The organism is Achromobacter sp. 46006 (assembly GCF_059761975.1).
Genome location: NZ_JCBANN010000001.1, coordinates 137224 through 161100 on the forward strand (window position 1 = coordinate 137224; position 23877 = coordinate 161100).

Annotated in this window: 32 protein-coding genes; 30 read left to right on the forward strand and 2 right to left on the reverse strand. The window is 64.7% G+C overall.

Annotated elements, in window-relative coordinates:
- The first annotated feature begins 97 nt into the window (after window positions 1-97).
- From AC6LKG_RS00695 to AC6LKG_RS00840, 30 genes are all read left to right on the forward strand, one after another.
- Window positions 98-793 carry a hypothetical protein gene (locus AC6LKG_RS00695; RefSeq protein ID WP_175216374.1) on the forward strand — a complete coding sequence of 232 codons (696 nt, stop codon included), beginning with the start codon at window positions 98-100 and terminating at the stop codon, window positions 791-793.
- Entirely contained in the window at window positions 711-2213 is a 1503-nt protein-coding gene (terL, locus tag AC6LKG_RS00700; protein ID WP_498161951.1) for a phage terminase large subunit, read from the forward strand. The genes AC6LKG_RS00695 and terL overlap by 83 nt, the downstream gene beginning before the upstream one ends.
- 77 nt (window positions 2214-2290) lie before the next feature.
- Window positions 2291-3760: a DUF1073 domain-containing protein gene (locus AC6LKG_RS00705; protein WP_498161953.1), complete on the forward strand. Its 1470-nt coding sequence runs from the start codon at window positions 2291-2293 to the stop codon at window positions 3758-3760.
- On the forward strand, window positions 3753-4637 hold the full coding sequence (locus AC6LKG_RS00710) for a phage head morphogenesis protein (protein WP_498161954.1): 885 nt from the start codon (window positions 3753-3755) through the stop codon (window positions 4635-4637). Before AC6LKG_RS00705 ends, AC6LKG_RS00710 begins: the two co-directional genes overlap by 8 nt.
- A complete protein-coding gene (locus AC6LKG_RS00715; RefSeq protein WP_498161955.1) occupies window positions 4634-6001 on the forward strand; it encodes a DUF2213 domain-containing protein in 1368 nt (455 codons plus the stop codon). Before AC6LKG_RS00710 ends, AC6LKG_RS00715 begins: the two co-directional genes overlap by 4 nt.
- A gap of 2 nt (window positions 6002-6003) precedes the next feature.
- Complete coding sequence (locus AC6LKG_RS00720; protein ID WP_498161956.1) at window positions 6004-6486, forward strand: structural cement protein Gp24; 483 nt, start codon at window positions 6004-6006, stop codon at window positions 6484-6486.
- A gap of 3 nt (window positions 6487-6489) precedes the next feature.
- Window positions 6490-7515 (forward strand): major capsid family protein, encoded by a 1026-nt coding sequence (locus AC6LKG_RS00725; protein ID WP_498161958.1) that lies wholly within the window; start codon window positions 6490-6492, stop codon window positions 7513-7515.
- A 64-nt stretch (window positions 7516-7579) separates the two neighbouring features.
- On the forward strand, window positions 7580-7918 hold the full coding sequence (locus AC6LKG_RS00730; protein WP_498161960.1) for a hypothetical protein: 339 nt from the start codon (window positions 7580-7582) through the stop codon (window positions 7916-7918).
- A gap of 9 nt (window positions 7919-7927) precedes the next feature.
- Complete coding sequence (locus AC6LKG_RS00735; RefSeq protein WP_498161962.1) at window positions 7928-8359, forward strand: DUF4054 domain-containing protein; 432 nt, start codon at window positions 7928-7930, stop codon at window positions 8357-8359.
- Window positions 8347-8895 carry a hypothetical protein gene (locus AC6LKG_RS00740; protein WP_498161964.1) on the forward strand — a complete coding sequence of 183 codons (549 nt, stop codon included), beginning with the start codon at window positions 8347-8349 and terminating at the stop codon, window positions 8893-8895. The genes AC6LKG_RS00735 and AC6LKG_RS00740 overlap by 13 nt, the downstream gene beginning before the upstream one ends.
- Window positions 8892-9269 carry a hypothetical protein gene (locus tag AC6LKG_RS00745; protein WP_409151210.1) on the forward strand — a complete coding sequence of 126 codons (378 nt, stop codon included), beginning with the start codon at window positions 8892-8894 and terminating at the stop codon, window positions 9267-9269. The genes AC6LKG_RS00740 and AC6LKG_RS00745 overlap by 4 nt, the downstream gene beginning before the upstream one ends.
- Complete coding sequence (locus AC6LKG_RS00750; RefSeq protein WP_498161966.1) at window positions 9266-9799, forward strand: phage neck terminator protein; 534 nt, start codon at window positions 9266-9268, stop codon at window positions 9797-9799. Before AC6LKG_RS00745 ends, AC6LKG_RS00750 begins: the two co-directional genes overlap by 4 nt.
- 4 nt (window positions 9800-9803) lie before the next feature.
- Complete coding sequence (locus AC6LKG_RS00755) at window positions 9804-11282, forward strand: DUF3383 domain-containing protein (RefSeq protein ID WP_498161967.1); 1479 nt, start codon at window positions 9804-9806, stop codon at window positions 11280-11282.
- Between the two features lie 12 nt (window positions 11283-11294).
- Window positions 11295-11726 carry a phage tail fiber protein gene (locus AC6LKG_RS00760; RefSeq protein WP_498161969.1) on the forward strand — a complete coding sequence of 144 codons (432 nt, stop codon included), beginning with the start codon at window positions 11295-11297 and terminating at the stop codon, window positions 11724-11726.
- Between the two features lie 64 nt (window positions 11727-11790).
- Entirely contained in the window at window positions 11791-12165 is a 375-nt protein-coding gene (locus tag AC6LKG_RS00765; RefSeq protein ID WP_498161971.1) for a hypothetical protein, read from the forward strand.
- 169 nt (window positions 12166-12334) lie between these two features.
- Complete coding sequence (locus tag AC6LKG_RS00770; protein ID WP_498161973.1) at window positions 12335-14155, forward strand: phage tail tip lysozyme; 1821 nt, start codon at window positions 12335-12337, stop codon at window positions 14153-14155.
- Window positions 14155-14790, forward strand: a complete 636-nt coding sequence (locus AC6LKG_RS00775; RefSeq protein WP_498161975.1) for a hypothetical protein — start codon at window positions 14155-14157, stop codon at window positions 14788-14790. The genes AC6LKG_RS00770 and AC6LKG_RS00775 overlap by 1 nt, the downstream gene beginning before the upstream one ends.
- Complete coding sequence (locus AC6LKG_RS00780) at window positions 14787-15086, forward strand: phage baseplate plug family protein (protein ID WP_498161977.1); 300 nt, start codon at window positions 14787-14789, stop codon at window positions 15084-15086. Before AC6LKG_RS00775 ends, AC6LKG_RS00780 begins: the two co-directional genes overlap by 4 nt.
- Window positions 15083-15946, forward strand: coding sequence for a baseplate hub protein (locus tag AC6LKG_RS00785; RefSeq protein ID WP_498161979.1), 864 nt, complete (start codon window positions 15083-15085; stop codon window positions 15944-15946). Before AC6LKG_RS00780 ends, AC6LKG_RS00785 begins: the two co-directional genes overlap by 4 nt.
- On the forward strand, window positions 15939-16676 hold the full coding sequence (locus tag AC6LKG_RS00790) for an oxidoreductase (RefSeq protein ID WP_498161981.1): 738 nt from the start codon (window positions 15939-15941) through the stop codon (window positions 16674-16676). Before AC6LKG_RS00785 ends, AC6LKG_RS00790 begins: the two co-directional genes overlap by 8 nt.
- Window positions 16673-17023 carry a contractile injection system sheath initiator gene (locus AC6LKG_RS00795; RefSeq protein ID WP_498161983.1) on the forward strand — a complete coding sequence of 117 codons (351 nt, stop codon included), beginning with the start codon at window positions 16673-16675 and terminating at the stop codon, window positions 17021-17023. The genes AC6LKG_RS00790 and AC6LKG_RS00795 overlap by 4 nt, the downstream gene beginning before the upstream one ends.
- Before the next feature lie 7 nt (window positions 17024-17030).
- Window positions 17031-18239, forward strand: a complete 1209-nt coding sequence (locus AC6LKG_RS00800) for a baseplate J/gp47 family protein (RefSeq protein ID WP_498161985.1) — start codon at window positions 17031-17033, stop codon at window positions 18237-18239.
- A complete protein-coding gene (locus tag AC6LKG_RS00805) occupies window positions 18236-18913 on the forward strand; it encodes a DUF2612 domain-containing protein (RefSeq protein ID WP_498161986.1) in 678 nt (225 codons plus the stop codon). The genes AC6LKG_RS00800 and AC6LKG_RS00805 overlap by 4 nt, the downstream gene beginning before the upstream one ends.
- Window positions 18900-19916: a phage tail protein gene (locus AC6LKG_RS00810; RefSeq protein ID WP_498161987.1), complete on the forward strand. Its 1017-nt coding sequence runs from the start codon at window positions 18900-18902 to the stop codon at window positions 19914-19916. The genes AC6LKG_RS00805 and AC6LKG_RS00810 overlap by 14 nt, the downstream gene beginning before the upstream one ends.
- 10 nt (window positions 19917-19926) lie before the next feature.
- On the forward strand, window positions 19927-20385 hold the full coding sequence (locus AC6LKG_RS00815) for a hypothetical protein (RefSeq protein ID WP_498161988.1): 459 nt from the start codon (window positions 19927-19929) through the stop codon (window positions 20383-20385).
- 60 nt (window positions 20386-20445) lie between these two features.
- Window positions 20446-20754, forward strand: a complete 309-nt coding sequence (locus AC6LKG_RS00820) for a hypothetical protein (RefSeq protein WP_175144136.1) — start codon at window positions 20446-20448, stop codon at window positions 20752-20754.
- Between the two features lie 2 nt (window positions 20755-20756).
- The gene (locus AC6LKG_RS00825) at window positions 20757-21035 is read left to right on the forward strand and encodes a hypothetical protein (RefSeq protein WP_498161989.1); all 279 of its coding nucleotides are present in this window, start codon (window positions 20757-20759) and stop codon (window positions 21033-21035) included.
- Entirely contained in the window at window positions 21032-21523 is a 492-nt protein-coding gene (locus tag AC6LKG_RS00830) for a hypothetical protein (RefSeq protein WP_498161990.1), read from the forward strand. The genes AC6LKG_RS00825 and AC6LKG_RS00830 overlap by 4 nt, the downstream gene beginning before the upstream one ends.
- Window positions 21520-21990, forward strand: a complete 471-nt coding sequence (locus AC6LKG_RS00835) for a hypothetical protein (protein WP_498161992.1) — start codon at window positions 21520-21522, stop codon at window positions 21988-21990. Before AC6LKG_RS00830 ends, AC6LKG_RS00835 begins: the two co-directional genes overlap by 4 nt.
- A gap of 470 nt (window positions 21991-22460) precedes the next feature.
- Complete coding sequence (locus AC6LKG_RS00840; protein WP_498161993.1) at window positions 22461-22703, forward strand: hypothetical protein; 243 nt, start codon at window positions 22461-22463, stop codon at window positions 22701-22703.
- Between the two features lie 114 nt (window positions 22704-22817).
- On the opposite strand, the gene AC6LKG_RS00845 is transcribed toward AC6LKG_RS00840, so the two are convergent.
- The gene (locus tag AC6LKG_RS00845) at window positions 22818-23330 is read right to left on the reverse strand and encodes a hypothetical protein (protein WP_498161995.1); all 513 of its coding nucleotides are present in this window, start codon (window positions 23328-23330) and stop codon (window positions 22818-22820) included.
- 15 nt (window positions 23331-23345) lie between these two features.
- Window positions 23346-23705: a hypothetical protein gene (locus AC6LKG_RS00850; protein ID WP_498161997.1), complete on the reverse strand. Its 360-nt coding sequence runs from the start codon at window positions 23703-23705 to the stop codon at window positions 23346-23348.
- Window positions 23706-23877 lie beyond the last annotated feature (172 nt).

Consider the following 23877-nt stretch of genomic DNA (forward strand, 5'->3'; position numbering starts at 1 on the left):
TTTCCGGTCTTGTCGCCGGCGGCCAGCACGACGAGAACCGCCGCGCCCAGCCCGCCGTGGCGGGTAGTCGGATGGGGGCAACCACACCGAGAACCGAATGACACAGCCCAAGAAGGCGCCACCCGACTGGGAGCGCATCGAGGCGGGCTACCGCGCGGGCGTCATGTCCTTGCGCGAACTCGCCACCCTGCACGGCATCACCGAGGGGGCCATCCGAAAGCGCGCCAAGCGCGACGAGTGGCCCCGCGACCTGAACGCCAGAGTCCAGGCCAAGGCGGACGAGCTGGTGCGCAGGGAGGAGGTACGCAGGTTAAGTACGCAGTCCACGGCCCGCAGTGAATCGAGTGCGCACCGGGTCAAGGAAGAGATCGCCATCGGCGCCCAGGCGCTGGCCGACGTCAAGCTAAAGCACAAGTCGACCATCCGCCGGATGCGCGAGGCCACCGAGGCCATGCTGGTGGAACTGGAGGCCGAGACCGGCCATCCCGAACTGTTCCGCGACCTGGCCGAGTTCCTGCGCAGTGACGAAGACGGCGCCCAGGGAAAGCGAGAGACGGTCTACAACCGCGCCATTTCCATGGCATCCCGCATTGACGGGCTGAAGAAGCTGGCCGAAACGCTCAAGGTGCTGATCGCGCTGGAGCGCGAGGCCTACGGCATCTTGCCGACGCCGCAGCAGATCAACCTGAACACGACGCAGCGAAAGGCCGATGACCTCACAGACGAAGAGCTACTTGCCCTCGCGGCAGGAAGCGGCCCGGGAGCTGCTGATCCGGAGGCGGGCGAGGGCTGACATCCTCAAGTACGCCAACGCGATCGAGGTGCCAGGCCGGCCGGTGGACGAGGAAGACCCGGACGCCGAGTTTTTCGAGCCCATTGAGACCACCATGGCGGTGCACCACCGGCTGCTGTTGACCAAGCTGGAAGAGACCAGCCAGCGCCGGCACGGGCGGATGATAGTCTGCATGCCGCCGGGCAGCGCCAAGTCGACGTATGCGTCGGTGGTGTTTCCCTCGAAGTACCTGGGCGCCACGCCAGGCCGGCGCGTCATCCTGGCCAGCTACGGCGACGACCTGGCCCGCAAGATGGGGCGCCGCACGCGCTCGATCATCAAGCAGCCGCGGTACCGGAATATCTGGGGCGCGGCCCTGGTGTCGGATTCGAACGCGGCCCAGGAATTCGCGCTGTCCAACGGCAGCGAGTACATGGCCTGCGGCATCCTGTCCGGCATCACCGGCAACCGTGCGCACGGCATCATCATCGATGACCCGATCAAGGGCCGCGAGCAGGCGAATTCGGAGACGATCCGGAACAAGACCTGGGATGCCTACGAAGACGACCTGAAGACGCGCCTGATCCCCGGCGGCTGGATTGTCCTGATCACCACCCGGTGGCACGAGGACGACCTGGCCGGTCGCATCCTGCCGGATGACTGGAAGGGCGAAAGCGGGCTGATCCGCTGCAAGGACGGCAACGACTGGGAAGTGCTGTGCATCCAGGCGCGCTGCGACGTCGACAGCGACCCGCTCGGGCGCGCCAGGGGGGAATACCTCTGGCCGGAATGGTTCGATCGCCAGCACTGGGCGCAGTTCGAAAGCAACTCGCGGACCTGGTCGTCGCTGTATCAGCAGCTGCCGACGCCGCTGGATGGCGACCTGTTCAAGCCCGACCAGATCCAGGTCATCGACGCGCTGCCCGCCGGCCGCATCGACTGGGTGCGCGGCTGGGACTTCGCCAGCACGGACGGCGCGGGCGACTTCACCGCCGGCCCGAAGCTGGGCCGCCTGCCGACCGGTCAGTACGTGATCGGCGACATGGTGCGCGGCCAGTGGGGCCCAGACCGCCGCGACAAGGCGCTGGAGAACACCGCGGCGCTGGACGGCCGACAGGTGCGCATCAGCATCCCGCAGGACCCAGGCCAGGCCGGCAAGACGCAGGTGCTGTACCTGACGCGCGGCATGCCCGGCTACCGGATCGTGAGCAGCCCGGAAAGCGGCGACAAGGTCGTGCGCGCCGAGCCGTTCGCCGCCCAGGTGAACGTCGGCAACGTGCTGATGGTGCGCGGCGAGTGGAACAAGCCACTGATCGACGAAATGCGGTCTTTCCCGAACGGCAAGCATGACGATCAGATCGACGGGCTCTCACGGGCCTTCGCCGAGCTGATCACCAAGCGGCCGATGCAAATCAACCCCGACGCATTGAGGCGTGCATGAAACTACTCGACTGGATCCTCCGCAGGACGCCGGCGACGGCCCCCGCGAGGGAGCCGGCTGCGCGCCGCGAGCCCGGGATGAAAATCAGCCTGGAAGCCTTGGGGAAAGCGAACATCCCGCCGGCCGAGCCCGTGGCCACGCCCGTGGGAGAGTTCAAGCGCCCCGCCGTCGCTCCCGGCGTAGTCCCCGCCACGATGGAAAAGGCCATGATGGCCCAGGACTCGGACATGTCGCCGGTCTACGCCTACGTGAGCGAGGCCTACGCCGGGATGGGCTTCATCGGCTATCCCTACCTGGCCGAGCTATCCCAGCGCCCCGAGTACCGCAAGATGTCCGACGTCATCGCCAAGGAGATGACCCGGAAGTGGATCAAGCTGGAGGTCAAGGGCGAAGACGACAAGAGCGACAAGCTCGAGGTCATCGAGAAGGCCATGCGCCGGCATCGCCTGCGCGCCAAGTTCCGCCTCGCTGCGCTGCAGGACGGCCTGTTCGGCCGGTCGCAGATCTACATCGACGTGAAGACGCCGAGCGGCATGCTGGCGTGGGCCGACCCGGATGAACTGAAATCCATCCTGGTCAAGAGTCCAGCCAAGATCGCCAAGGGCGCGCTGGTGGGCTTCAAGGTCATCGACCCGGTCTGGACGACGCCGTACCTCTACAACAGCGACAACCCGATGCGGCCGGACTTCTACAAGCCGACGTCCTGGTTTGTGCTGGGGCGCCAGGTGCATTCGAGCCGCCTCCTGAACATCGTGTCTCGCGAGGTGCCGGACCTGCTGAAGCCGTCGTACAACTTCGGCGGCATGTCGTTGACCCAGCTGACGATTCCATACGTGAACAACTGGCTGAAGACGCGCCAGGCGGTGGCCAATCTGATCGATGGGTTCTCGGTGGGGGTCTTCAAGACCAATCTGGAGTCGATCCTGTCGGGTGACCCTGGTGATGACGTGTTCGCGCGCATCGACGTGTTCAACCGGACGCGGTCAAATCGTGGCGTGTTCGCTGTCAACCAGGCGGACGAAGAATTCGGTTTCGAGAACGTGCCGCTGTCGGGCCTGGATGCGCTGCAGAACCAGTCACTGGAGCAGCTATGCGTGGTGCCGGGTATCCCGCTGGTGAAGTACACGGGCATCACGCCGAGCGGGCTGAACGCCACGGCCGAGGGCGAAATCCGCGTCTTCTACGACGAGATGCTCTCGGCCCAGGAGGCGGTGTTCCGCGACCCGCTGCAGCAGTGCCTGGAGGTGATCCAGCTGAGCGAGTTCGGCGAGATCGACCCCGACATCACCTTCAGCTTCGTGCCGCTGTGGCAGATGAGCGAGAAGGAGCTGGCCGAGGTGCGCAAGCTGGACGCGGACACCGGCGCAGTGCTGATCGAGTCCGGTGCCATCAGCCCGCAGGAAGAGCGCGAGCGCGTGGCGGCGGACGAGACGAACGGATATCACTCGCTGGACCTGGCCGACGACGACGGCGATGGTGTGCCCGACCTGGTTCCCGGCGCGCCGCCGCCCCTGGACGACGAACTGCAGGAAAACGCCAATGCCTGAGACCGATCGCGCCAAGATGTTGCGGCGTCGCCGGTATGTCACGGCCGACGGGCGCCGGCTTCAGGCGGAGCTGGCCGCCGGCTTGGTATCGCCCACGGGGCGCGACCAGGCTCTGCGGCCGGTGCACGCCAACCAGGGGATCGAGGCCGCCTATCGCAAGCGCCTGGAACGCCTCATCGATGAGATGCAGCGGTCCCTGGTGTACTGGCTGACGGCGGCCTACCGGCGCAACGTGCCCGAGATCGCCCAGGACGAGAGCCCGGCCATGGCGCTGACCAAGATGATGCGGCGCCTGGCCAAGCAGTGGCAGCGCCGCTTCGACGAGGCAGCCCAGCCGGTTGCCAGCGAGTTCGCCGAGACCTCGATGAGCGCGGCGGACATCTCGCTGCGGAATGCCCTGCGGCAGAAGGGGTTCAGCGTGCAGTTCCAGCTGACCCGGGCGGCCAACGACGTCTTCCAGGCCACCGTGCAGGAGAACGTCGGGTTGATCAAGTCGATCGCCGCCGAGCATCTGCAGGACGTGCAGGGCATGGTCATGCGGTCCGTGACCCAGGGCCGTGACCTGGAAGGGCTGGTCGAGGATCTGCAGAAGCGCTACGGCGTCACCAAGCGGCGCGCGGCGTTCATCGCCCGCGACCAGAACAACAAGGCCACGGCCACCATCACGCGCGTGCGCCAGCAGGGCCTGGGCATCAAACAGGCCAAGTGGCGGCACTCTCGTGGCGGCAAGCACCCGCGCAAGTCGCACCAGGAAGCCGACGGCAAGGTCTACGACGTAGACAAGGGCATGCTCATCGACGGCGAGTACATCCGCCCCGGCGAGCTGCCGAACTGCCGCTGCGTGGCCATCAGCATCATCCCGGGATTCGACCCATGACACAGCAGAACCACCACGGCCTGGCTTTCGACCGCGCCACCGTCCGCCGGATCGACGTGGACGGGCGGATGCACGTCGAGATCAGCAACATCAGCAAGGCCACAGTCAACCCGTACCGCGGCAACGAAATCCCGGACTGGGAGACCCTGGGGCTCGACGCCAACCGCATCTACTTCCTGCTGCGTGATCCGCAGGAACTGGAAAAGGCGGCGCCGACCTTCAACAACATCCCGCTGCTGTCCAAGCACATCCCCGTCTCGGCCGCCGAGCCGCAGAAAGAGTTCGTGGTCGGGGCCACGGGTTCGAACGCCTCCTACCAGGCGCCGTACCTCAAGAATTCCCTCGTCGTGTGGGACGCCGTCGCGATCGCGCTGATCGAATCCGAAGAGCAAAAGGAGCTTTCGAGCGCCTATCGCTACCGGGCCGACATGACGCCCGGCGTCTATGAAGGCGTTGCATACGACGGGGTGATGCGAGACATCCGCGGCAATCACGTCGCGCTTGTCGAAGTGGGCCGCGCAGGCCCGGACGTCGTCGTAGGCGACAGCAGTACCCTCAACCCTTCGGAGATCCCGAAAATGAAACTGAGCAAAACCGCCGCCGTCGTCGCCGGGGCACTCGGGGCGCATATCCGGCCCCGGCTGGCCCAGGACGCGGCACTGGGCGACCTGACCCCCTTCCTCAAGGGCGTCAGCCGCAAGAGCCTGAAGTCGGAGCTGCCGCGCATCGTGCGCGCCATGCAGAACCACTTCAAGGGCAAGCTGGCGCAGGACGCCGACCTGGAAGACCTGAAAGAGGTCATCGAGGTGTTCACCGACCCGGCCGTGGCGCCGATTGGTGAGGACGAGGACGACGAGGTGGTCGATCCCAAGCCGGTCGCCCAAGACGACGAGCTGATGGGCAAGATCCGCGAAATGCTCGGCCAGAAGCTGGGTCCGGAAGAAGCCGCGCGCGTCATGGCTGCCCTCGGCGAGCCGGCCGCGGCCAATGACGAACCGCCGCCCACGCCCGGCACGCCGCCGGCGCCCGTGACCAAGCAGGCCATGGACGCCGCGCTGGCCAAGGCTCAGAAGGATGGCGAGCAGGCCGCCGTCAAGCGCTGGACCGAAATCCGCACCGCCGAGCAGGAATGCCGGCCCATCCTCGGCGAGATCGTCGCCCAGGACTCGGCCGAGGCGGTCTACAAGATGGCCCTGGACGCCAAGGGCGTTGACCTGACCGACACGCCGCCCTCGGCGTACCGCGCGCTGGTCAAGATGGCCCTGGCCCAAGACCAGGCTCCCCAAACCCCGCGTGTGGCGATGGACTCGGCCGCTCAGAAGAGCTTCCGCGACCGCTTCCCGCACATTCCCAAGGCGATCTAATCATGGGCTTCCAGAAACAGGTTTACATCGAACCCGCCGCCGCGGTTGCCGGCGACTTCGCCAGCTCGAACCCGCGTTCGACGGTTCTGGCGGGCCCCGGCGAATTGGTGGCGGATACCGCCGGTGTCATCGTCGGCCGCTTCGCCTGGGCCGACGCCGGCAAGGTCTCGAACGCCGGCTCCGGCGTGCCCACGGGCTTCGTGCACCGCGAGCAGCAGGGCGTCATCACCATCTGGCTCGCCGAGGCCACGATGACCATCCCCGAGGGGCTGGGAGTCACTCTGCACAACCTGGGCGACTTCTGGGCCGCCACCAAGACCGTGGCTACCGTCGGTCAGAAGGTGTTCGCCTCCAACACGGACGGCACCATCTCCACCGGTGCCGCTGGCGCCACCATCGCCGGCAGCACGGAAACGCCCTGGTATGTGGCCAGCGCGGGTGCGATCGGCGCGCTGATCAAGATCACCTCCACCAACCTGGGGTAAGACATGAAACGAAACCAAGACCTCGCGCTGCTGGAGAAGCACTTCGGCATCGTGTTCCCGGGAGCCACGGACTATCTGCCCGAAGGCTTCCGCAGCGACTACGGCCTGGCCATGGACGAGGCCGGCCCTCTGGTGACGGTCAGCAACTCGGGTATCCCGGGCTACCTGCTGAACTATATCGACCCCGAGCTGACCCGGGTCCTCACGACGCCCATGCAGGGCGCCGTAATCCTGGGCGAGTCGAAGAAGGGCGACTGGACGACCCTGACCGCCACCTTCCCGGTGGTGGAATCCACGGGTGAAGTCTCTTCCTACGGCGACTTCAACAACAACGGCCGCGCCAACGCCAACGCCAACTTCCCGCAGCGCCAGTCGTACCACTACCAGACCATGACGGAATGGGGTGAGCGCGAGCTGGACATGGCCGGCCACGCGAAGATCAACTGGGCGTCGGAACAGAACATTTCGTCCGCCCTGGTGCTGAACAAGTTCCAGGACAACAGCTACTTCTTCGGCATCGCTGGCCTGCAGAACTACGGCCTGCTGAACGATCCGAACCTGTCGGCGCCGGTTGCCCCGATCTCGGTCGGTGGCGTGACCCTCTGGTCGGGCAAGGATGGCCAGGCGGTATACGACGATATCGTGAAGCTGTACGGCCAACTGGTGTCGCAGACGCGCGGCCTGGTCACGCGGCGCGACAAGATGAAGCTGTGCATGTCGCCGGAAATCGAAGTCAACCTGACGAAGACGAACCAGTACAACGTCAATGTCAGCGACATGCTGGCCAAGAACTTCCCCAACCTGACCGTCGAGACCGCCGTGCAGTACGACACGGGATCGGGCCAATTGGTGCAGCTCATCGCCGACTCGATCGAGGGCCAGAACGTGGGGACCGCCGCCTTCACCGAGAAGATGCGCGCGCACGCCATCGTCCGCGACACCTCCAGCTTCAAGCAGAAGAAGTCGCAGGGAACCTGGGGCGCCATCATCCGGGTTCCCATGGGCATCGCTGGGATGATCGGCGTGTAACGCTGATCTCAGGCAACGACAAGGGGCGTCAACTCGACGCCCCTTTTTTATTCGAGGAAGAGAAATGCCGACCGTTACCGTTGCGTGCAAGCTGCCCAATGGGCTGATCCTGGAAATCCCTGGCGCCAAGGCGCCGGTGGTGCTGAAAGGCGCCCATCACCCGGATGCCATCGCGGGCCACGGCCTCACCGAAGTGGATGCCGACTTCTGGGAAGCCTGGACGAAGTTGTACCCCGATTTTCAGCCGCTGAAGAAAGAAATGGTCTTCGCCCAGGGCAGCGAGCGAAGCGCCACTTCGAAGGCCAAGGAGCGCAAGAACGAAAAGTCCGGCCTGGAAGGTCTGGACCCGGACGCGCCCGCGCCCGGAATCGCGCCCGAGAACTACGAAGGCAAGAAGAAATAGGAGCGGCCCATGGCTGTCGTCGTCTTTGACCCCGCCGAGTTTCGGCTGATCTACCCGTCCTTCGCGACGCTCACGGATCAGCAGCTGAACCATGCATTCAGCATGGCCACGCTGTACCTGAGCAACAAGGACAGCAGCGCGGTCTGTGACGTCGACGAGCGCAAGGTGCTGCTGTACCTGCTGACGGCCCACATCGCGGCGCTGACATATGGCGAGAACGGCCAGGGCCCGCGGCCGCTGGTGGGCCGGATCAGCAGCGCCACGGAGGGCTCGGTGTCGGTGTCGGCCGAGTACAACGTGGCGCCGGGCTCGGCGCAGTGGTACGCGCAGACCGGCTATGGCGCGCAGTATTGGGAGGCCACGGCCAAGTACCGGGTGGGCCGCTATCGGCCCGCGCCGACCGGCTACGCGGTCCCCGTGGTGGTTCCATGGCGACCGTAGGCCTGAAGGGCGGCCAGGCCCTCATGCGCCGGCTGAAGGAGATGGCCGACAAGGTGGGCGACGGCGGGACGCTGCGCACGGGGTTCCTGGAGAACGCCACCTACCCTGATGGCACGCCGGTCGCCTACGTGGCGGCGATTCAGGAGTTTGGCTCGCCTGAGAAAGGAATTCCTCCCAGGTCCTTTTTCCGAACGATGATCGCGGCCAAACAGAAGGATTGGCCGCGCGCGCTCGGGGCGCTGGCAAAGAACAACGACTACGACATCGACAAGGCGTTGGGCCAGATGGGCGACGGCATCAAGGGCCAGCTTCAGGAGTCGATCCGGGAAGTGGACGGGCCGGCGCTTTCTCCTGTCACGCTGCTCCTGCGCGAGCGCTTCGGGAACCACCCCGAGGAAATCTCGTTTGCCGATGTGCAGCAGGCGCGCCGCGATATCGCCAGTGGCACCAAGCCCAAGGTGACAGGGAGCCACGCGAAGCCGCTGGTTTGGACAGGCCAAATGCTGAACTCGGTAGATTATGAGGTCGACACATGAACCTGCACGGAATCGCCGGTCCGATCATCGCCGCGGTGAACCCGATGATCGACGGCACGCTGCGCGCCAGCGATGGCTACGAGATCGGCGCCGGGCGCAAGCAGGTGCCGAAGTACAAGCCGGACGCGGCCGCGCGCCTGCAGGTGCAGCCGCTGAGCGGCAAGGACCTGGCTCATCTCGAGGCGCAGAACATCCAGGGCGTGCAGCGCAGCGTCTACATGTACGGCGACACCCAGGGCGTCGTCCGTCCGCTGGCCAAGGGTGGCGATCTACTGGTCTTCGGCGGCCAGGTGTGGCTGGTGACCGCAGTCTTCGAGACCTGGCCCGACTGGTGCAAGGTCGGTGTGACCCTTCAGATGGACGCGGCGCCATGAGCATTCCTGTTTCCCTCACCGAAGACGCCCTGGTCGAGGCGCTGGGCGCGTTCGTGCAGATCATCGTCGGGGACCAGGTGGAGGTGGTGCGCGGGCAGCAGAACCGCGTGCCGCCGCCGGCGGGGCGCTACGTGTACATCACGCCCATCCTGGCGCCCGCGTTGTCCCTACCGCGCACCACCTACGCCGACGTGCCGAGCGCCGGCACCATGACCCTGACCCGGCCCACCCAGTGGAATGCCCAGGTCGACTGTTACGGCGACGGCGCGCAGGACATGGCCCTGGCCATCTGCATCGCGCTGCGCAGCTCCTACGGCTGCGATGCATTGAAATCGAGCGGCGCCCAGCCGCTCTACACCGGTGATCCGCGGCAACTGCCGTTCATCACCGGCGAGGATCAGTACCTGGAACGCTGGTCAGTCGACGCGGTCCTGCAGTTCAACCCATCCATCACCGTGCCGCAGCAGTTTGCGGACGAACTCCACGTAGACCTCGTCGAGGTCGACACTACCTACCCTCCGGGAGCTTAAAGCTATGTCCATTCCCGCCAGTGAAATCGTCCAGGTTGTGCCTGGCGTGATCGGCGCCGGCGGATCGGCGCTCGACCTGAACGGCCTGATCCTCACCAACGACACGGCGGTACCCATCGGTACCGTCCAGAGCTTCGCCACGGCGCGCGATGTGCAGCGCTTCTTCGGCCCGACTTCGACCGAAGCCACGCTGGCCGGCATTTACTTCAACGGCTTCGACAACTCGACGCGCAAGCCGGGCAACATCCTGTTTGCCCAGTATCCGACCGCGGCTGTGGCCGCCTACGTGCGCGGCGGTTCGATGGCCTCGACCACGCTGGCGCAGCTGCAGGAGCTGACGGGCGTCCTTACCGTGACCGTGGACGGCACCGCGAAGACGTCCAGTGCCATCGATCTGTCCGCCGCGACCAGCTTTTCGAATGCGGCTTCGATCATCCAGGCTGCGTTCACGACCTTCGGCGCCTCGTGCACCTATGATGCGCAGCGCGCGGCATTCGTCATCACTTCGGGGACGGACGGCGCGGCCAGCACCATCAGCTTCGGAAGCGGCACGATTTCGGCTGGACTGAAGCTGACGCAGGCCACCGGCGCGGTGCTGTCGCAGGGCGCCGCTGTCGGCGTGCCGGCCACCAACATGGGCGCGATCACGGACCTCACCCAGAACTGGGCGTCGTTCATGACCACGTTCGAACCCGACACCGACGGCAAGGTGGACTTCTCGGCCTGGACGAACAGCCAGGGCAATCGCTACGTCTACGTGGGCTGGGATACCGACATCCAGGCCACCACGCAGGGCAGCACCATCAGCTGGGCTGCACGCATCGCGGCGAACGAATACTCTGGCTCGGTGCCTGTGTATCAGGACATCCAGCATGCGGCATTCGTGCTGGGTACCGTGGCGTCGATCGACTTCGCGCGCACCAATGGCCGGATCACGCTGGCGTTCAAGAGCCAGTCCGGCCTGACGTTCTCCGTGACCGACGCGACGACCGCGCAGACGCTGATCGACAACGGTTACAACTTCTACGGCGACTATGCCACCAGCAACGACCAGTTCCGGTTCTTCTACCCGGGGCAGATCAGCGGAAGCTGGAAGTGGATCGACGTGTACGTGAACCAGATCTGGCAGAACGCGGCCCTTCAGCAGGCGCTGATGACGCTGCTCACGCAGATGAACTCGATCCCCTACAACCTGGACGGCTACACGCTGATCGACGCGGCATGCCTGGACCCGATCAACGCCGGCGTGAATTTCGGCTCCATCCGGGCAGGCGTGACGCTGTCTGCGCAGCAGCAGGCCCAGGTGAACAACCAGGCCGGCGTCGACATCGCCGATACGCTCCAGACCCGTGGCTGGTACCTCCAGATCAAGGACGCCACGCCGCAGGTGCGCGAGGCGCGCGGCACGCCGCCCATGACGTTCTGGTACATGGATGGCGGCTCCGTTCAGCAGATCACCCTGGCCTCTCTGGCCGTCCTGTAAGGGCAACACATCATGACGACTCTGACCAGTGCCAATTCCGTCCTCATGCTGGCGGTGGGTACCGTCTACCCCACCCCCCGCAAGGTCGAGGGCTACGCCACGGACGACGCCTTCGCGTTCGACGCCGTGCAGCTCGCCCAGGCGGTGATGGGCGTGGATGGCTATATGTCCGCCGGCTATACGCCGCAGCCCGTGATCCAGACCATCACGATCCAGGCGGACTCCCCATCGAAAGGGATATTCGAAGCCTGGATTGCCGCGATGCAGACGTCGCGGGAGGTTTTCTACGCCAGCGGGTCGCTGGCGATTCCGTCGCTGGAGCGCAAGTACACGCTCCGGCGCGGAGTGCTGACGCAGGCGCCGCCGGTGCCGACCGCGCGCGCCATCCTGCAACCCATGACGTTCCAGATCACCTGGGAAAACGTCAGCCTGTCGGTGGTGTGACATGGCTCGAAAACAGAAGACCATCACTATCGGAGCGCCGGGGCGCGACAAGGGCAAGGCGTTCTTGATCACCGAGCTGTCGGCGGCCGATGCCGAAGAGTGGGCCGGCCGCGCGATGTTCGCGCTGATGAATGCGGGGGTAGAAATCCCCGACAACATCGCGCAGGCCGGCCTGGCCGGGCTCGCGTCGATCGGCCTGAAGGCGCTCCAAACCCTGAAGTTCGAAGAGGCGAAGCCGCTTTTCGACAAGATGATGGAATGCGTCGAGGTGGATATGGGCCGCGCCGGCACGCGGAAGTTGGACGACGACGACATCGAGGAAGTGGCCACGCGCCTGCTGCTGCGCCGCGAGATCGTGGCGCTGCACCTGGATTTTTCGCAAGCCGCCGGCCAATCGACTTCGGCGTCCAGTCCTGGCACGGCGGCAACCACCGGCTGATCATCTATGCCAATGTGCCGCCCAACATCGCCGCCGTCATCTCCCGGCACCCGCACATGCTGCATGACCTGCAGACCGTGTACGGGGCCGAGGATCTCTACAACCTGCTTGAGGTGATCGCGGTGGACGCGCACAACAGGCGTGTTCTGTCTGAAGTGAGGAAGTAGCAATGGCCACCATTCTGGATGCCCTGTTCGTCGAACTGAAGCTGAACGCCAAGGGGTTCAAGCAAGGCGTGGCAGAAGTCGACCGTTCGCTGAAGCACACGACGGAGGAATCAGGCCGTGCCGCGCGGACGATGGAGGCCAACGGCAAGCAGGCGGCCATGTTCTTCAGCCGTATGCGCAACGAGGCGCTGGCGCTGCTGGCGGTCTTCACGGCCGGGATGGGCCTGAAGAACTTCACGGCGAACACCATCAGCGGGGCCGCCGGCCTGGGGCAGATGTCCAAGAACCTGGACATGAGTACCGAGCGCCTGCAGGCCTGGCAGCGTGCCGCCGAGCGCGCTGGCGGCTCTGCTGAGGGCATCACGGCCCAGCTTCGTCAGTCGACCAGCGAGGTGGCGAAGTTCCGCCGGGGTATGTCCGCCGAGACGTTGCCGGCATTCTTCCAGTTCGGCGGCAAGGTCGAGGATCTGAAGGACGGCAACAGCTACCTGCTGGCGCGCTCGCGCATCGTGTCGGAGATCTACAAGACCGACCGCGCCCGCGCCGCGCTGGCTGCCCAGATGATGGGCATCTCGGACGACCAGTTCGACCTGATCAAGCAGGGGCCGGCTGCAATCCAGCAGTTGGTGCTGGCGCAGGAAAAGCGCTCGGCCATTTCGGCAAAGGACGCCCAGGACGCCCAGAGGCTGCGCAATATCTACCTGGATCTTCGGGACACCTTCGAGTCGGTCGGCACGAAAGTGCTGATCTCGCTCATCCCCACCTTCGAGAAGCTTTTGAAAATCGCGCAGAAGGTTGGCGATTACTTCCTGGAGAACCGCGAAAAGATCGTGAAATGGGTTGACGACGCTGTGGATGGCCTGGGCAACTTTGTGAAAAAGGCGGATGAGGCTGCGCAGTCCGTTGGGGGCTGGAAGAACGTCCTGATTGGCCTGGCCGCGCTGAAAATCCTATCGATCGTCGCACCCATGGCGTCCCTGGCGACCGCGCTGGCGTCGATTGGCGCGTCGCTGGGGGTGATCGGTGGCGCCTCGGGCGCGGCCGGCGTTGCGGCGCTGGGCACCATTGCCACGGTGGCGGGCGGCGTGGCCCTGGCCACCTACAGCAAGTCGCTCAACCAGGGCGAGGGCACGCAGTTGGACGCATTGAACAATCCCGCATACCAAAGCGGCAACAAAGCCGCGATGGACGCCATCAAGTTCTTTGAGGGGAAGGGCTATTCGCGCGAGCAGGCGGCCGGCATCGTGGCCAACCTGATGGCAGAGAGCAACCTGAACCCGAAGGCGGTTGGCGACAATGGGCAGGCGGTTGGTATCGGGCAGTGGCACCCGGTGCGCCAGGCTGACTTCAAGAAGGCGTTCGGAATTGATCTGAAGGACGCAACGCTGGCCCAGCAGTTGGCATTCGTGGACTGGGAGCTGCGCAACACCGAGCGTACAGCAATGGAGAAGCTGCAGGCGGCCAAGACGCCGCAGCAGGCCGGCGATGCCGTGTCGCGCTACTACGAGCGCCCGAAGGACAAGGACGGCGAGGCCGAGAAGCGCGCGGCTGCGGCAGGCGCGTTGTATGGCGCCGCGCATGTCGCCAGCATGGAAGCGGCGGCGGGGTCGTCCACTGCTGCGGCCGCCCAAGCTGCGCCGGTGATTGCGCAATCCGGCGCGAAGCCGTTGCCGCTGAACACCCAGAACAATCACGAGGTCAACATCAACGGGCCGGTGACGATTCACACGCAGGCGACAGATGGCCAGGGTATCGCCCGCGACCTCGGCGCGATGGGCGGGAGCCAGAATTTGGTGAACCAGGCGAATACAGGGACTTTCTGATGCCTCTGATCGAATTTCCGAATGTGCCGCAGGTGCCAGGCGTCCCGGCGGTGCTGCGCGGGCTGACGATTCCGTCGCTTGACGAGCTGGCCAATCTCGGCCTCGGCGCCATCGCTGCACTGATCTTCGGCATCCCGCGCTGGGGGCTGTATGACCAGGATGGCCAGCAGGTGCTTCTGTTCGACACCTTCCTGGGAATCCGCTTTCGCAATGGGTCGCGGATATCGAGTTTCCCGGTGGAGCAGGGCTCTTTCTCGTCCTTCAACAAGGTGGACACGCCGTTCGACGCCATGCTGCGGTTTGCCCTCAGCGGCGACACGGCATCGCGCGGCGCGATGCTGAACACGCTGGAGGCTTTGAAAGGAAGTGTCGATCTGTTCTCGGTGGTGACGCCGGAGATCGTATATCCGTCGGCCAACGTGGTGGCGTACTCCTACGAGCGCAACACGCGCAGTGGCCCAAGCCAACTGATCGTTGATGTATATGTCGAAGAGGTGAGGCAGACGGCCCAGGCAGCATTCACCAGCACCGCGGAGCCGGACGGCGCCGGCGAGCAAAACAATGGACAGGTGCAGAGCTTTCCGCTCGGCACCGAGCCTGGTGAGCCGTTGATCCTGACAACGGAGTTCCAATGAGGAAAATCCCATTGCGCGCCGTGCCGGCGCAGGCCTTCAGCGTGGTGCTGGGCGGCCAGAATTGCCAGGTCAGCGTCTACCAGAAGTCCACGGGCGTCTACCTCGACCTGCAGGTGAATCACGAGCCGGTCGCCATGGCGGTGCTATGCCATGACCGCGTCTGGCTGATCCGGGAGGCCTACAGCGGCTTCGTGGGAGACCTGAGCTTCGTCGACACCCAAGGGCGCGACGATCCCGTCTACACCGGCTTTGGGGGTCGGTTCCAGTTGATGTACCGAGAAGGCACAGACCTATGAGCTTCGTCAAACGCCGGATCGACGTCACGATCAACCTGGCTGAGGGGCAGTTCGGTGACAACGCCGGGCCCGCTGTGACGCTGTCCGGCTATCGCGTGCAGGCGACGGTAGTGGCCTACAACGGGGACGCGCAGGCCCAGTTGCAGCTGCGCATCTTCGGCCTGTCGCAGGACATGATCAACAAGCTGACAGTGATCGGCCCCATCCTGACCGAGCGACGGAACAACCGCATCCTGGTCGCGGCCGGAGACGTGGGCGGCGATGCGCTGACCGTGGTCTATGAGGGCACAATAGCCCAGGCCTGGGCCGACTACAACCAGGCACCGGAGGTCGTGTTCAATGTGGTGGCACTCGCGGCGGCATTCGAGGCGGTAAAGCCGACCAATGCGCGCAGTTACAGGGGATCGATACAGGCTGCAGTCGTTACGCAGGATTTGGCCAGGGCCATGAGTCTTGCCTTCCAGAACAACGGCGTGGATGTGATGTTGTCAAACCCATACTTCCCTGGAACTGCGCTGGATCAGCTGAAAGCGTGCGCTCGGGCAGCCCGGTTCAACTACACGATCGACCGAGGTGTGCTGGCAATTTGGCCACAGTCCGGAGCGCGGGCGGATGAGCCGGTGCTGATCCAGGCCGGCGACAACCTGGTGGGCTACCCGACCTTCACCGGCGGTGGCGTGGAGTTCACCTTGCTGTACACCCCACAGTTGGGGCTCGGAAACCTCGTGCAGGTGATTTCGGTCATCGAAGCGGCTCACGGGGAATGGACGGTGGTGAGTCTTGTGCATCAGCTTGAGGCGGAGGTCCCGGGCGGAGCCTGGGTGTCAAAAATCTTGTGTCAGAGGCAGCTAAATGGCTGATACCCAATTCGGGTACCGCGGGCGGGCGACGGCCGCCGACGGCTCCCAGGACTTCGGCGCCATCAGCTTCCTGGTGACGCAGATGCTGAACCGGCTGAACACCTGCACGCTGGTCCGCGTGGTCGCGGTGACGAACAACGGCGGGGTGTCGCCGGTCGGCTTTGTCGACGTGCAACCGCTGGTGAACCAGTTGGACGGAAACGGGAATGCGGTGCCGCATGGCCAGCTGTTCCAGTTGCCGTATTTCCGGCTGCAGGGCGGCACCGACGCTGTGATTCTCGATCCCAAGGTCGGGGACATCGGCATGGCGGCATTCTCCAACCGGGACCTGTCGGCGGTCAAGGCCAGCAAGCAGCAGGCGAACCCGGGTTCGTGGCGGACCCATGACATGGCCGACGGCCTTTACTTCGGCGGCCTGCTCAACGGCGCGCCGGTGCAGTATGTGCAGTTCACCGATGGCGGTATCAACGTGGTGTCGCCTTCGAAGGTGACCGTGGTGGCGCCCAACGTCGAGGTGAACGCCAGCGAGCAGTGCGCCCTGAATTCGCCGCAAATTGTGTTGAACGGCACGGTGCAACAGGGCGCCGGCTCATACGGTGGCACATCGACCTGGCAGGGCAACATGGAAACGCTCGGCACGCTGCGCAACAACGGCAAGGACGTCGGATCGACGCATACCCACCCGGGCGTGCAGACCGGCCCCTCGAACACCGGGACACCGAACCCATGAATACGCTGCTACTCGATCGCACCGCCTGGGATCTCGTGCTTGATGCTGCGGGCAACGTTGCGATGGCGTCCATCCCATACGCAGTCGCGCAGGACGTGGCCAGCGCCATCAAGCTGTTCCGCGGCGAGCTGTTCTATGACACGGCCAAGGGCATACCGTACTGGACCGAGGTGCTGGGCCAGTTGCCGCCTCTGGCGCTGGTGCGCGAGCGTCTGCGCGCCGCGGCCTTGACCGTGCCGGAGGTGGCCGAAGCCGTACCGACCATCACCGCTTTCGAGAATCGCCGCCTGAGCGGCTATGTCGAAGTCACGCTGACCAACGGCACGACGTCGACCATCACTTTCTAGGGACCACATGGCTACCTCCCAAGTACCGCGCGTGCAGTTCACGCCGGAAGGCCTCGTATTGCCTCAAGAATCCGAGATCCTGGCCGGCGTGCTGGCGGACATGGACAGCGCCTTCGGTGGCGGCCTGAACAAGAATCTCGAGACGCCCCAGGGCCAGCTGGCCAGCACCACCACGGCTATCATCGGCGACAAAAACAGCGAATTCGCCTCGTATGTGAACCAGGTGGACCCGGCCTTCGCCGCCGGCCGGATGCAGGACGCCATCGGCCGCATCTACTTCCTGGACCGCAAGCCTGGCACGGCCACCACGGTGATCGCAACCTGCATGGGGTTGACGGGCGTTACGATCCCCGTGGGGGCACGCGCGCAGGCGGTCGACGGCAACATCTACCTGTGCACGCAGGCAGGCACCATACCATCGTCGGGCAGCATCGACCTGCCGTTTTCCTGCTCGGTCAACGGCCCGATCAGCTGCGCGGCCGGCACGCTGAACCAGATCTACCAGGCCATCCCTGGGTGGGACTCGGTCTTGAATGCGGACGCGGGCACCGTGGGCAGCAATGTCGAGTCGCGCGCCGAATTCGAAGATCGCCGGCGCCAGTCGGTGGCGATCAATGCCCGAAGCTCGCTGCAGTCCATCTATGCCGCAGTCGCAAACCTGGACGGCGTCATCGACGTCTATGTGACGGAGAACAACCTATCCGTCGACCAGACCATCGGTGGCGTGTCGCTCGTCCCTCATTCCATCTGGGTGGCGGTTGTGGGCGGTGCTGCTGCGGATATCGCTATGGCCATCTGGCGCAAGAAGAGTAACGGCGCGGACTATAACGGAAACACGGCGTATACGGTCCAAGACCAGGATGGCTACGCCTATCCGTACCCGTCCTATGTTGTGAAGTGGGAAACTCCCGCGGCGCTGCCAGTGAAGTTTGCGGTACAGATTGCCGACAATCCTGCTTTGCCATCCAACATCATCGACCTCACAAAGCAGGCCATCATTGACGCCTTCAACGGCGCCGATGGCGGCCAGCGGGCGCGGATTGGCTCCACCATCTATGCGAGTCGCTTTTATGCGCCGGTGTCGCTTCTGGGGGCCTCTGTGTCGATTCTTTCGTTGCTGCTGGGCGATGTGACGCCGGCGGCGTCCAGTTTGACGGTGCCTATCAACCAGCGACCGACCGTATCGGCCGCTGATATTTCGGTGACCCTGGTATGAGTGTGCAACCCAAGCCTGGCCTGGTGGCGCGGACCATCATCAGCCAGTATGCGAACAGTCCGACGCTCGTCCAGTTGGCCAACAACATGGACGAGTACATCAACCCCGACACGGATTTCGACGCCTTCTACAATTTCGTTTGGAACGTAGAGACGGCACAAGGCTTCGGGCTGGACATCTGGGGAAGGATCGTCGATATCGGGCGGCTACTGACTGTGCCAGGGGATGTCACCTACCTAGGATATGAAGAGGCATCCGACTGGCAGCCGTTCAATCAGGCGCCGCTCTTTACAGGTGAGCAGGCAACGCAGACCTACCGGCTCGCAGACGACGCATACCGCAAGCTGATCCTGGTTAAAGCGCTGGCCAACATCTCGGATTGCACGTCGCCGAGCCTGAATCGGCTGCTATCCAACCTCTTCGCCGATCGCGGCAGGTGCTATGTATCTGATACGGGGAACATGGAATTCCGCTACGTGTTTGAGTTCGCACTTGAACCGTATGAAATCGCAATCTTGACCCAGTCGGGAGCCATTCCAAAACCGGCTGCGGTCCTGGCCAATGTTCTTCAGGTCGACATTGTTTCCACTTTCGGATTTCTTGAGGGGCTGTTGCAGCCTTTCGGGTCTGGCGTTTTCTTTACTTCTTCGGGGCTCATAAATGCAAGCCAGTAACTCGCCTTCCAAGTCTCCGGTCCCCTTTGCTGAAAGCGGATCAAAAAACACTATCCCCGTGGATTCACAGATCGGAGTCACGCCGGGACTTGCGTCTTTTACTGATGGCTTTCCTCCGTTGACCATGACGCCGTTGACCGCCGGAGGCATTCCCCCGAGAGGGCAGGATTTCAATGGCATCCTGTACTTCTTGAGCGCGGCAGTTCGCTGGGCCCAAGCCGGGGGAGGGTATCAATACGATGATGGGTTTGCCAGTGCTGTAGGCGGGTACCCCGCTGGGTCTATTTTGCGAAGCAGTGACGGAACAAAAATATGGCTCAGCTTGACGGATAACAATGCTATTGACCCGGCTGCCGGCCCCTCGGCCGCTTGGGCGGAAATCGCAAAGTTGGTGTCTCCCGCGTTCACAGGTACGCCTACCGCCCCTACTCCTACAGCCGGTGACAGCACGACTAGGGTAGCTACTACGGCCTTCGTGCAGAATGCCGTGCAGGGTGTCGCCATTGCTCCCGGCTTCGTTCTGCCTTTCGCTGCCAGTACGCCGCCATCCGGTTGGCTTCGCGCGAACGGTGCCGCTGTATCGCGCACGACCTATGCGGCGCTATTCGCGGCCATCGGCACGACCTACGGCGCCGGGGATGGTTCGACTACGTTCAATTTGCCGGATGTCCGCGCAGAATTTCCACGCTTCTGGGACGACGGCCGCGGGATTGACGCAAATCCTTCTCCGCGCGCCATCGGCTCGACCCAGCTTGGAACGGCTCTGGCATTTGATATCGGGTCGGCGGCGAGTATCGTCGTGTCCAGGGTAGTCGGACTCAATGGCCTTCAATCGCGAGCCGCTCTAGGTGTGGATAGTGGTGTGGTATCCGATTACAACTCAGCGGTGGGGTATTACTCGGCCGCATCTACCGGCAGTGGTGGGTTGCCGGAAACTGCCGAAATTAACTGGGGCGTTACCCGCCCGCGCAACATTGCATTCCTAGGCTGCATCAAGTACTGAGGGAATAGAAATGGAACAAACCAAGATTGTGTCTCAGCTTGATGCCGAGGGCTTTTTTGTCGGCCCCGCAGTTGCGGACATGAGTCCGCTAGAGCCAGATGTGTGGCTCGTCCCGGGCGGCGCTGTGGACGCGCCACCGCCAGACATCCCTGAAGGCATGTGGGCAAAGTGGACAGGCAGCGGGTGGGAGATGGTGGAGGCAACACTGCCGCCCGTATTGCCGCCAGCGCCAGTTGCCTCAGTGTCGCGCTTCCAGGCCCTGGCCGCGCTGATGCAGGCCGGCCTGCTGGATGACGTGACCGCCTGGGCCAACGCGCCTACCACGGACCCGCTCCACAAGCTGGCATTTGACACCGCCGCCGAGTTTTCCCGCAGCAGCCCCACGCTGGCGGCGGGTGCTGCAGCCCTAGGCTGGAGTGAAGGGCAGTTGGACGACTTGTTCGCCGCGGCGGCCCAAATTCAGGCGTGACAGTAAGTGGCACACCGCAGCCCGCTCCGGCGGGCTTTTTTACGTCCAGAGGGGACACGATTGAACATCCAAGACTTCGACGCCCTCGCGGCAAAGTTCGCCGGCGTGCTGGGCGCGGCCGTGTCCATGCGTTACCTACAGGGATCGTGGCCAGCACGCCTGAGCATGGCCGCCAGCGGCTCGCTGGTGGCCTACTACGCCTCGCCCTACCTATCGCTGCTGCTGGGCATTCCGGAGGGCCTGGCCGGCTTCCTGACCGGCATGTTCGGCATGGCCATCGTGTCGCGCGCGTGGGAGGCCGTGCAGGCGGCGCCAATCGGGGCGCTGTGGCAGGCAGTGATTGACCGCGTGCGCGGGAAGGGGGCATGACCATGGACAGCACCATCTACCTGACGCTCTGGGCCGTCCTGGCGTTCGTGAGCTGGCTCATCGTCGCCGGCGGTGCGGTGCTGGCGGTCTTTTCCCGCGCCATCAAAGATACGACCTTGGAGAGGATCGGCCTGGCCGCGGTGAGCATCACCGCCACCGGCGCCGCATGCCGGATCTTCATTGCGGGCTGGGCCAGTGCCGGCGATGCCGTGCTGGCCGCGTCCGCCGCCTTCTACGTGGCCGCAGTGACGGTCAAGCACATCAGGAAACCCACGCTATGACCTTGGATACCATCGTTGCAGACGCCATCACCCCGGCGCTGGCGCTGCTGCCGGCCGGCATGGACACGCTGGCGGCGCGCGTCATGCTGCTGGCGATCGGCCTGCAGGAAAGCCGGTTCGTGCACCGGCGCCAGATCGGCGGGCCGGCCCGCGGCTTCTGGCAGTTCGAGAAGGGCACCCGCGCGAGCCGCGGCGGCGTGTGGGGCGTGTACCTGCACCAGGCCAGCAAGGACCGCCTGGCAGCCCTATGTAAGGCCCGCAGCGTGGCCTGCGATCCCGACGCGGTCTATGCCGCGCTGGAGTACGACGACGTGCTGGCCGCCGGCGTGGCGCGGCTGCTGCTGTGGACCGATCCCAAGGCGCTGCCGCCGGTCGGCGATGCGGACGCTGGCTGGGCGCTGTACCTGCGCACCTGGCGCCCGGGCAAGCCGCATCCGGAAACCTGGCCGGATCTCTACCGCCAGGCCGCCGCGCAGGTGCGGCCATGAACCCCTTCCTGCGCATGGCGCTCCCCTGGATCGGCGGCGCTGCGGTGGTGATGGTGCTGGGCGCAGCGTTCTTGCTGTACGGCGCCCACCGTGAGGCCGCCGGCGTTGCCAAGGAGCGCGCCCGCACCGAAGCCGCGCAGCGCGCCATCACCGAAGCCTACCAAGTGGAGAAAGATCGTGCTGATGCCCAATACCGCGGCGCCGTCCTGGCGCGCGAGGCTGCGAAAGCTGGCCTGGCTGCTGCCCGTGCTGACCTTGACCGCCTGCTCCGCGCCGCCGGCCGTGATCCCGCGAATCCCCGAGCCGGCCGCCGACCTGATGAAGCCGGCCCCGACTGGATCGGAGGTTTTGCAGCGTGCTACGCGGAATATGGAGACCTGGCTGCCGACGCCGCAGGATGGGCCGACCAAGTGAACGGCCTGCAGGGATACATCCGCGGGCTGCGCGGGACGAGTCCGCCACGCTGACTCCCGCGCTCGTCCGCCAAATCTACGCCAAGTTCCCCGGAGAGCGCGCAGATGCGTGATTTCGCTGTCCCCTCCTTCGCACCAACCCTATTCGGGTACTGAATCGGCGGTACGCCGGCAGTACCCCAAAACCCCGGGACATTCCTGTGTCTCGGGGTTTTTTTGTTTGGGGCGGGCTGATGATTTCCTTATGAATCAAAATGTTGGCAAGGAAGGGTTGGCAAGGAAGGGTTGGCAAGGAAGCTGGAAAGAGGTCGATAGTGGGCTGATTACGGCGGCGGCCATGGCCAGGCGGGACCGCCGCAGCGAAGAATCCGGAAGACGGCAGCCCCGCGCCGCGGGCCCCGGATCGAGCCCCATATTTCTGCGCCTGTACCGCATTTCCCGTGCTTGTTATAAAGACGCCTGAAGCTTTTCTTGTCGAGCGAGGGTAAATGTTGTCGATTCAATCACTTGGCCGCGGCGCATTGATGGTGTTGCTCGCCGGGCTCGCGGCAGGCTGTTCTTCCTCTTCCCCGCTCAACGTCTGGTCGGCGCCGGCGGCGTCATCCGGTCCCGATTCGTCGCGCGTCAGCCTCGAATGCCGGGTAAGCCGCAGCAGTTGCCTGTACGAAGGCAAGTACGAAGCGGACGAGCGCAATTACGCCGAAGACGAGGCCAAGCGCCTTAACCGGGCCGAATTGGACAGGCTGCGCCGCGCCGCCGGCAATTGATCGAAAGAGACACGGCCCGCCCGGCTGGACTTACCCGCTGGCGGACCCGCTAGCGATGGAATACGGCAAGGCCTTTTTCGACCCGCAACTGCGCATTCCCCAGGCCGCGCGCGCTCACGCAGGGGCGATGGCGGTGACCTGCGGCTTGCCGTAGAACACCCGCGCGCAGACCGCGCCGCTTATCAGGCCGGGCAAGCCTCCCAGAAACAGCGGAAAGCCCAGTTCGGGCAGCGTGTTGTCGCGCACAGCGAAGCCCAGCAGGAAAACGAAGGCATAGAGACCGCCCAGCAGCCCAGGCCAGCAATAAGAGCGCCAGGTCACGGTGGCGGGTCGGCAGGCGCCCGCCACCAGGCCGCACAGCAGCGCGGGCACGCCGCCGTACAAGTACGACCAGGGCACCAGGAAAATCGACGTGAACAACGATTCCAGGTTCAGCGCGGCGATGGTCAGAGCCAGCGCGAAGACCAGGGTGCCCACCGGGGGCCCCAGCGCGGCGAACAAGGCGGCGCCGGCGGCGGCCGAGCGGGCAATGTCGCCACGCGTTGTGTTGGCCGGCCGGCGCTCGATACGCCGTGTCAGCACGCCCAGTGACACAGCGGCCAGCAAAGATATGGATAACAGCAGCACAGCGTGGCTTCTTTCTTATGCGTCGGTGGGCTTGTTGGGGAACAGGTTCAGCGACAGGATGGCATCGGGATAGGTGGCCAGCAGCATGCCGGACAGGTGGCCATGCAAGGCGCCGAACAGTGGCCAGGTCAGCGCCTCGCTGCCGGGCAGCAGGTCCAGCAGCATCAACTGGCCGGTGCGCACCGTGCCGACGAAATAGGCGCGCTCGTCATGCTGGCCGGTGGGGGTGGCGCGATAGATCTTGACGGCGCGGCCGCTGTCGTCCTTGCGCCAGGTATTGCCGCTGGAAATGGCCTTGGCGCCGATGGGGGCGATGTCAGCCTGGATAGTCTCCCAGAGCGCGCGGGCATTGGCTGCGTAAACAACGATGGTCATGGCCGTCGCACTCCTTTTGGCAATGGGGGTGCGGCAAAGGTAACAACCTCCTCGCGTTCCAGCAAGCGACGATTCGCGCGCGTATCGGGTATCGGGTCACGCCACGCTGTACGTGCTGGAACAGGTCAATGCCTTCGTCGGCAGCGCGGCCTGAATCGGCATCATTGCCAAC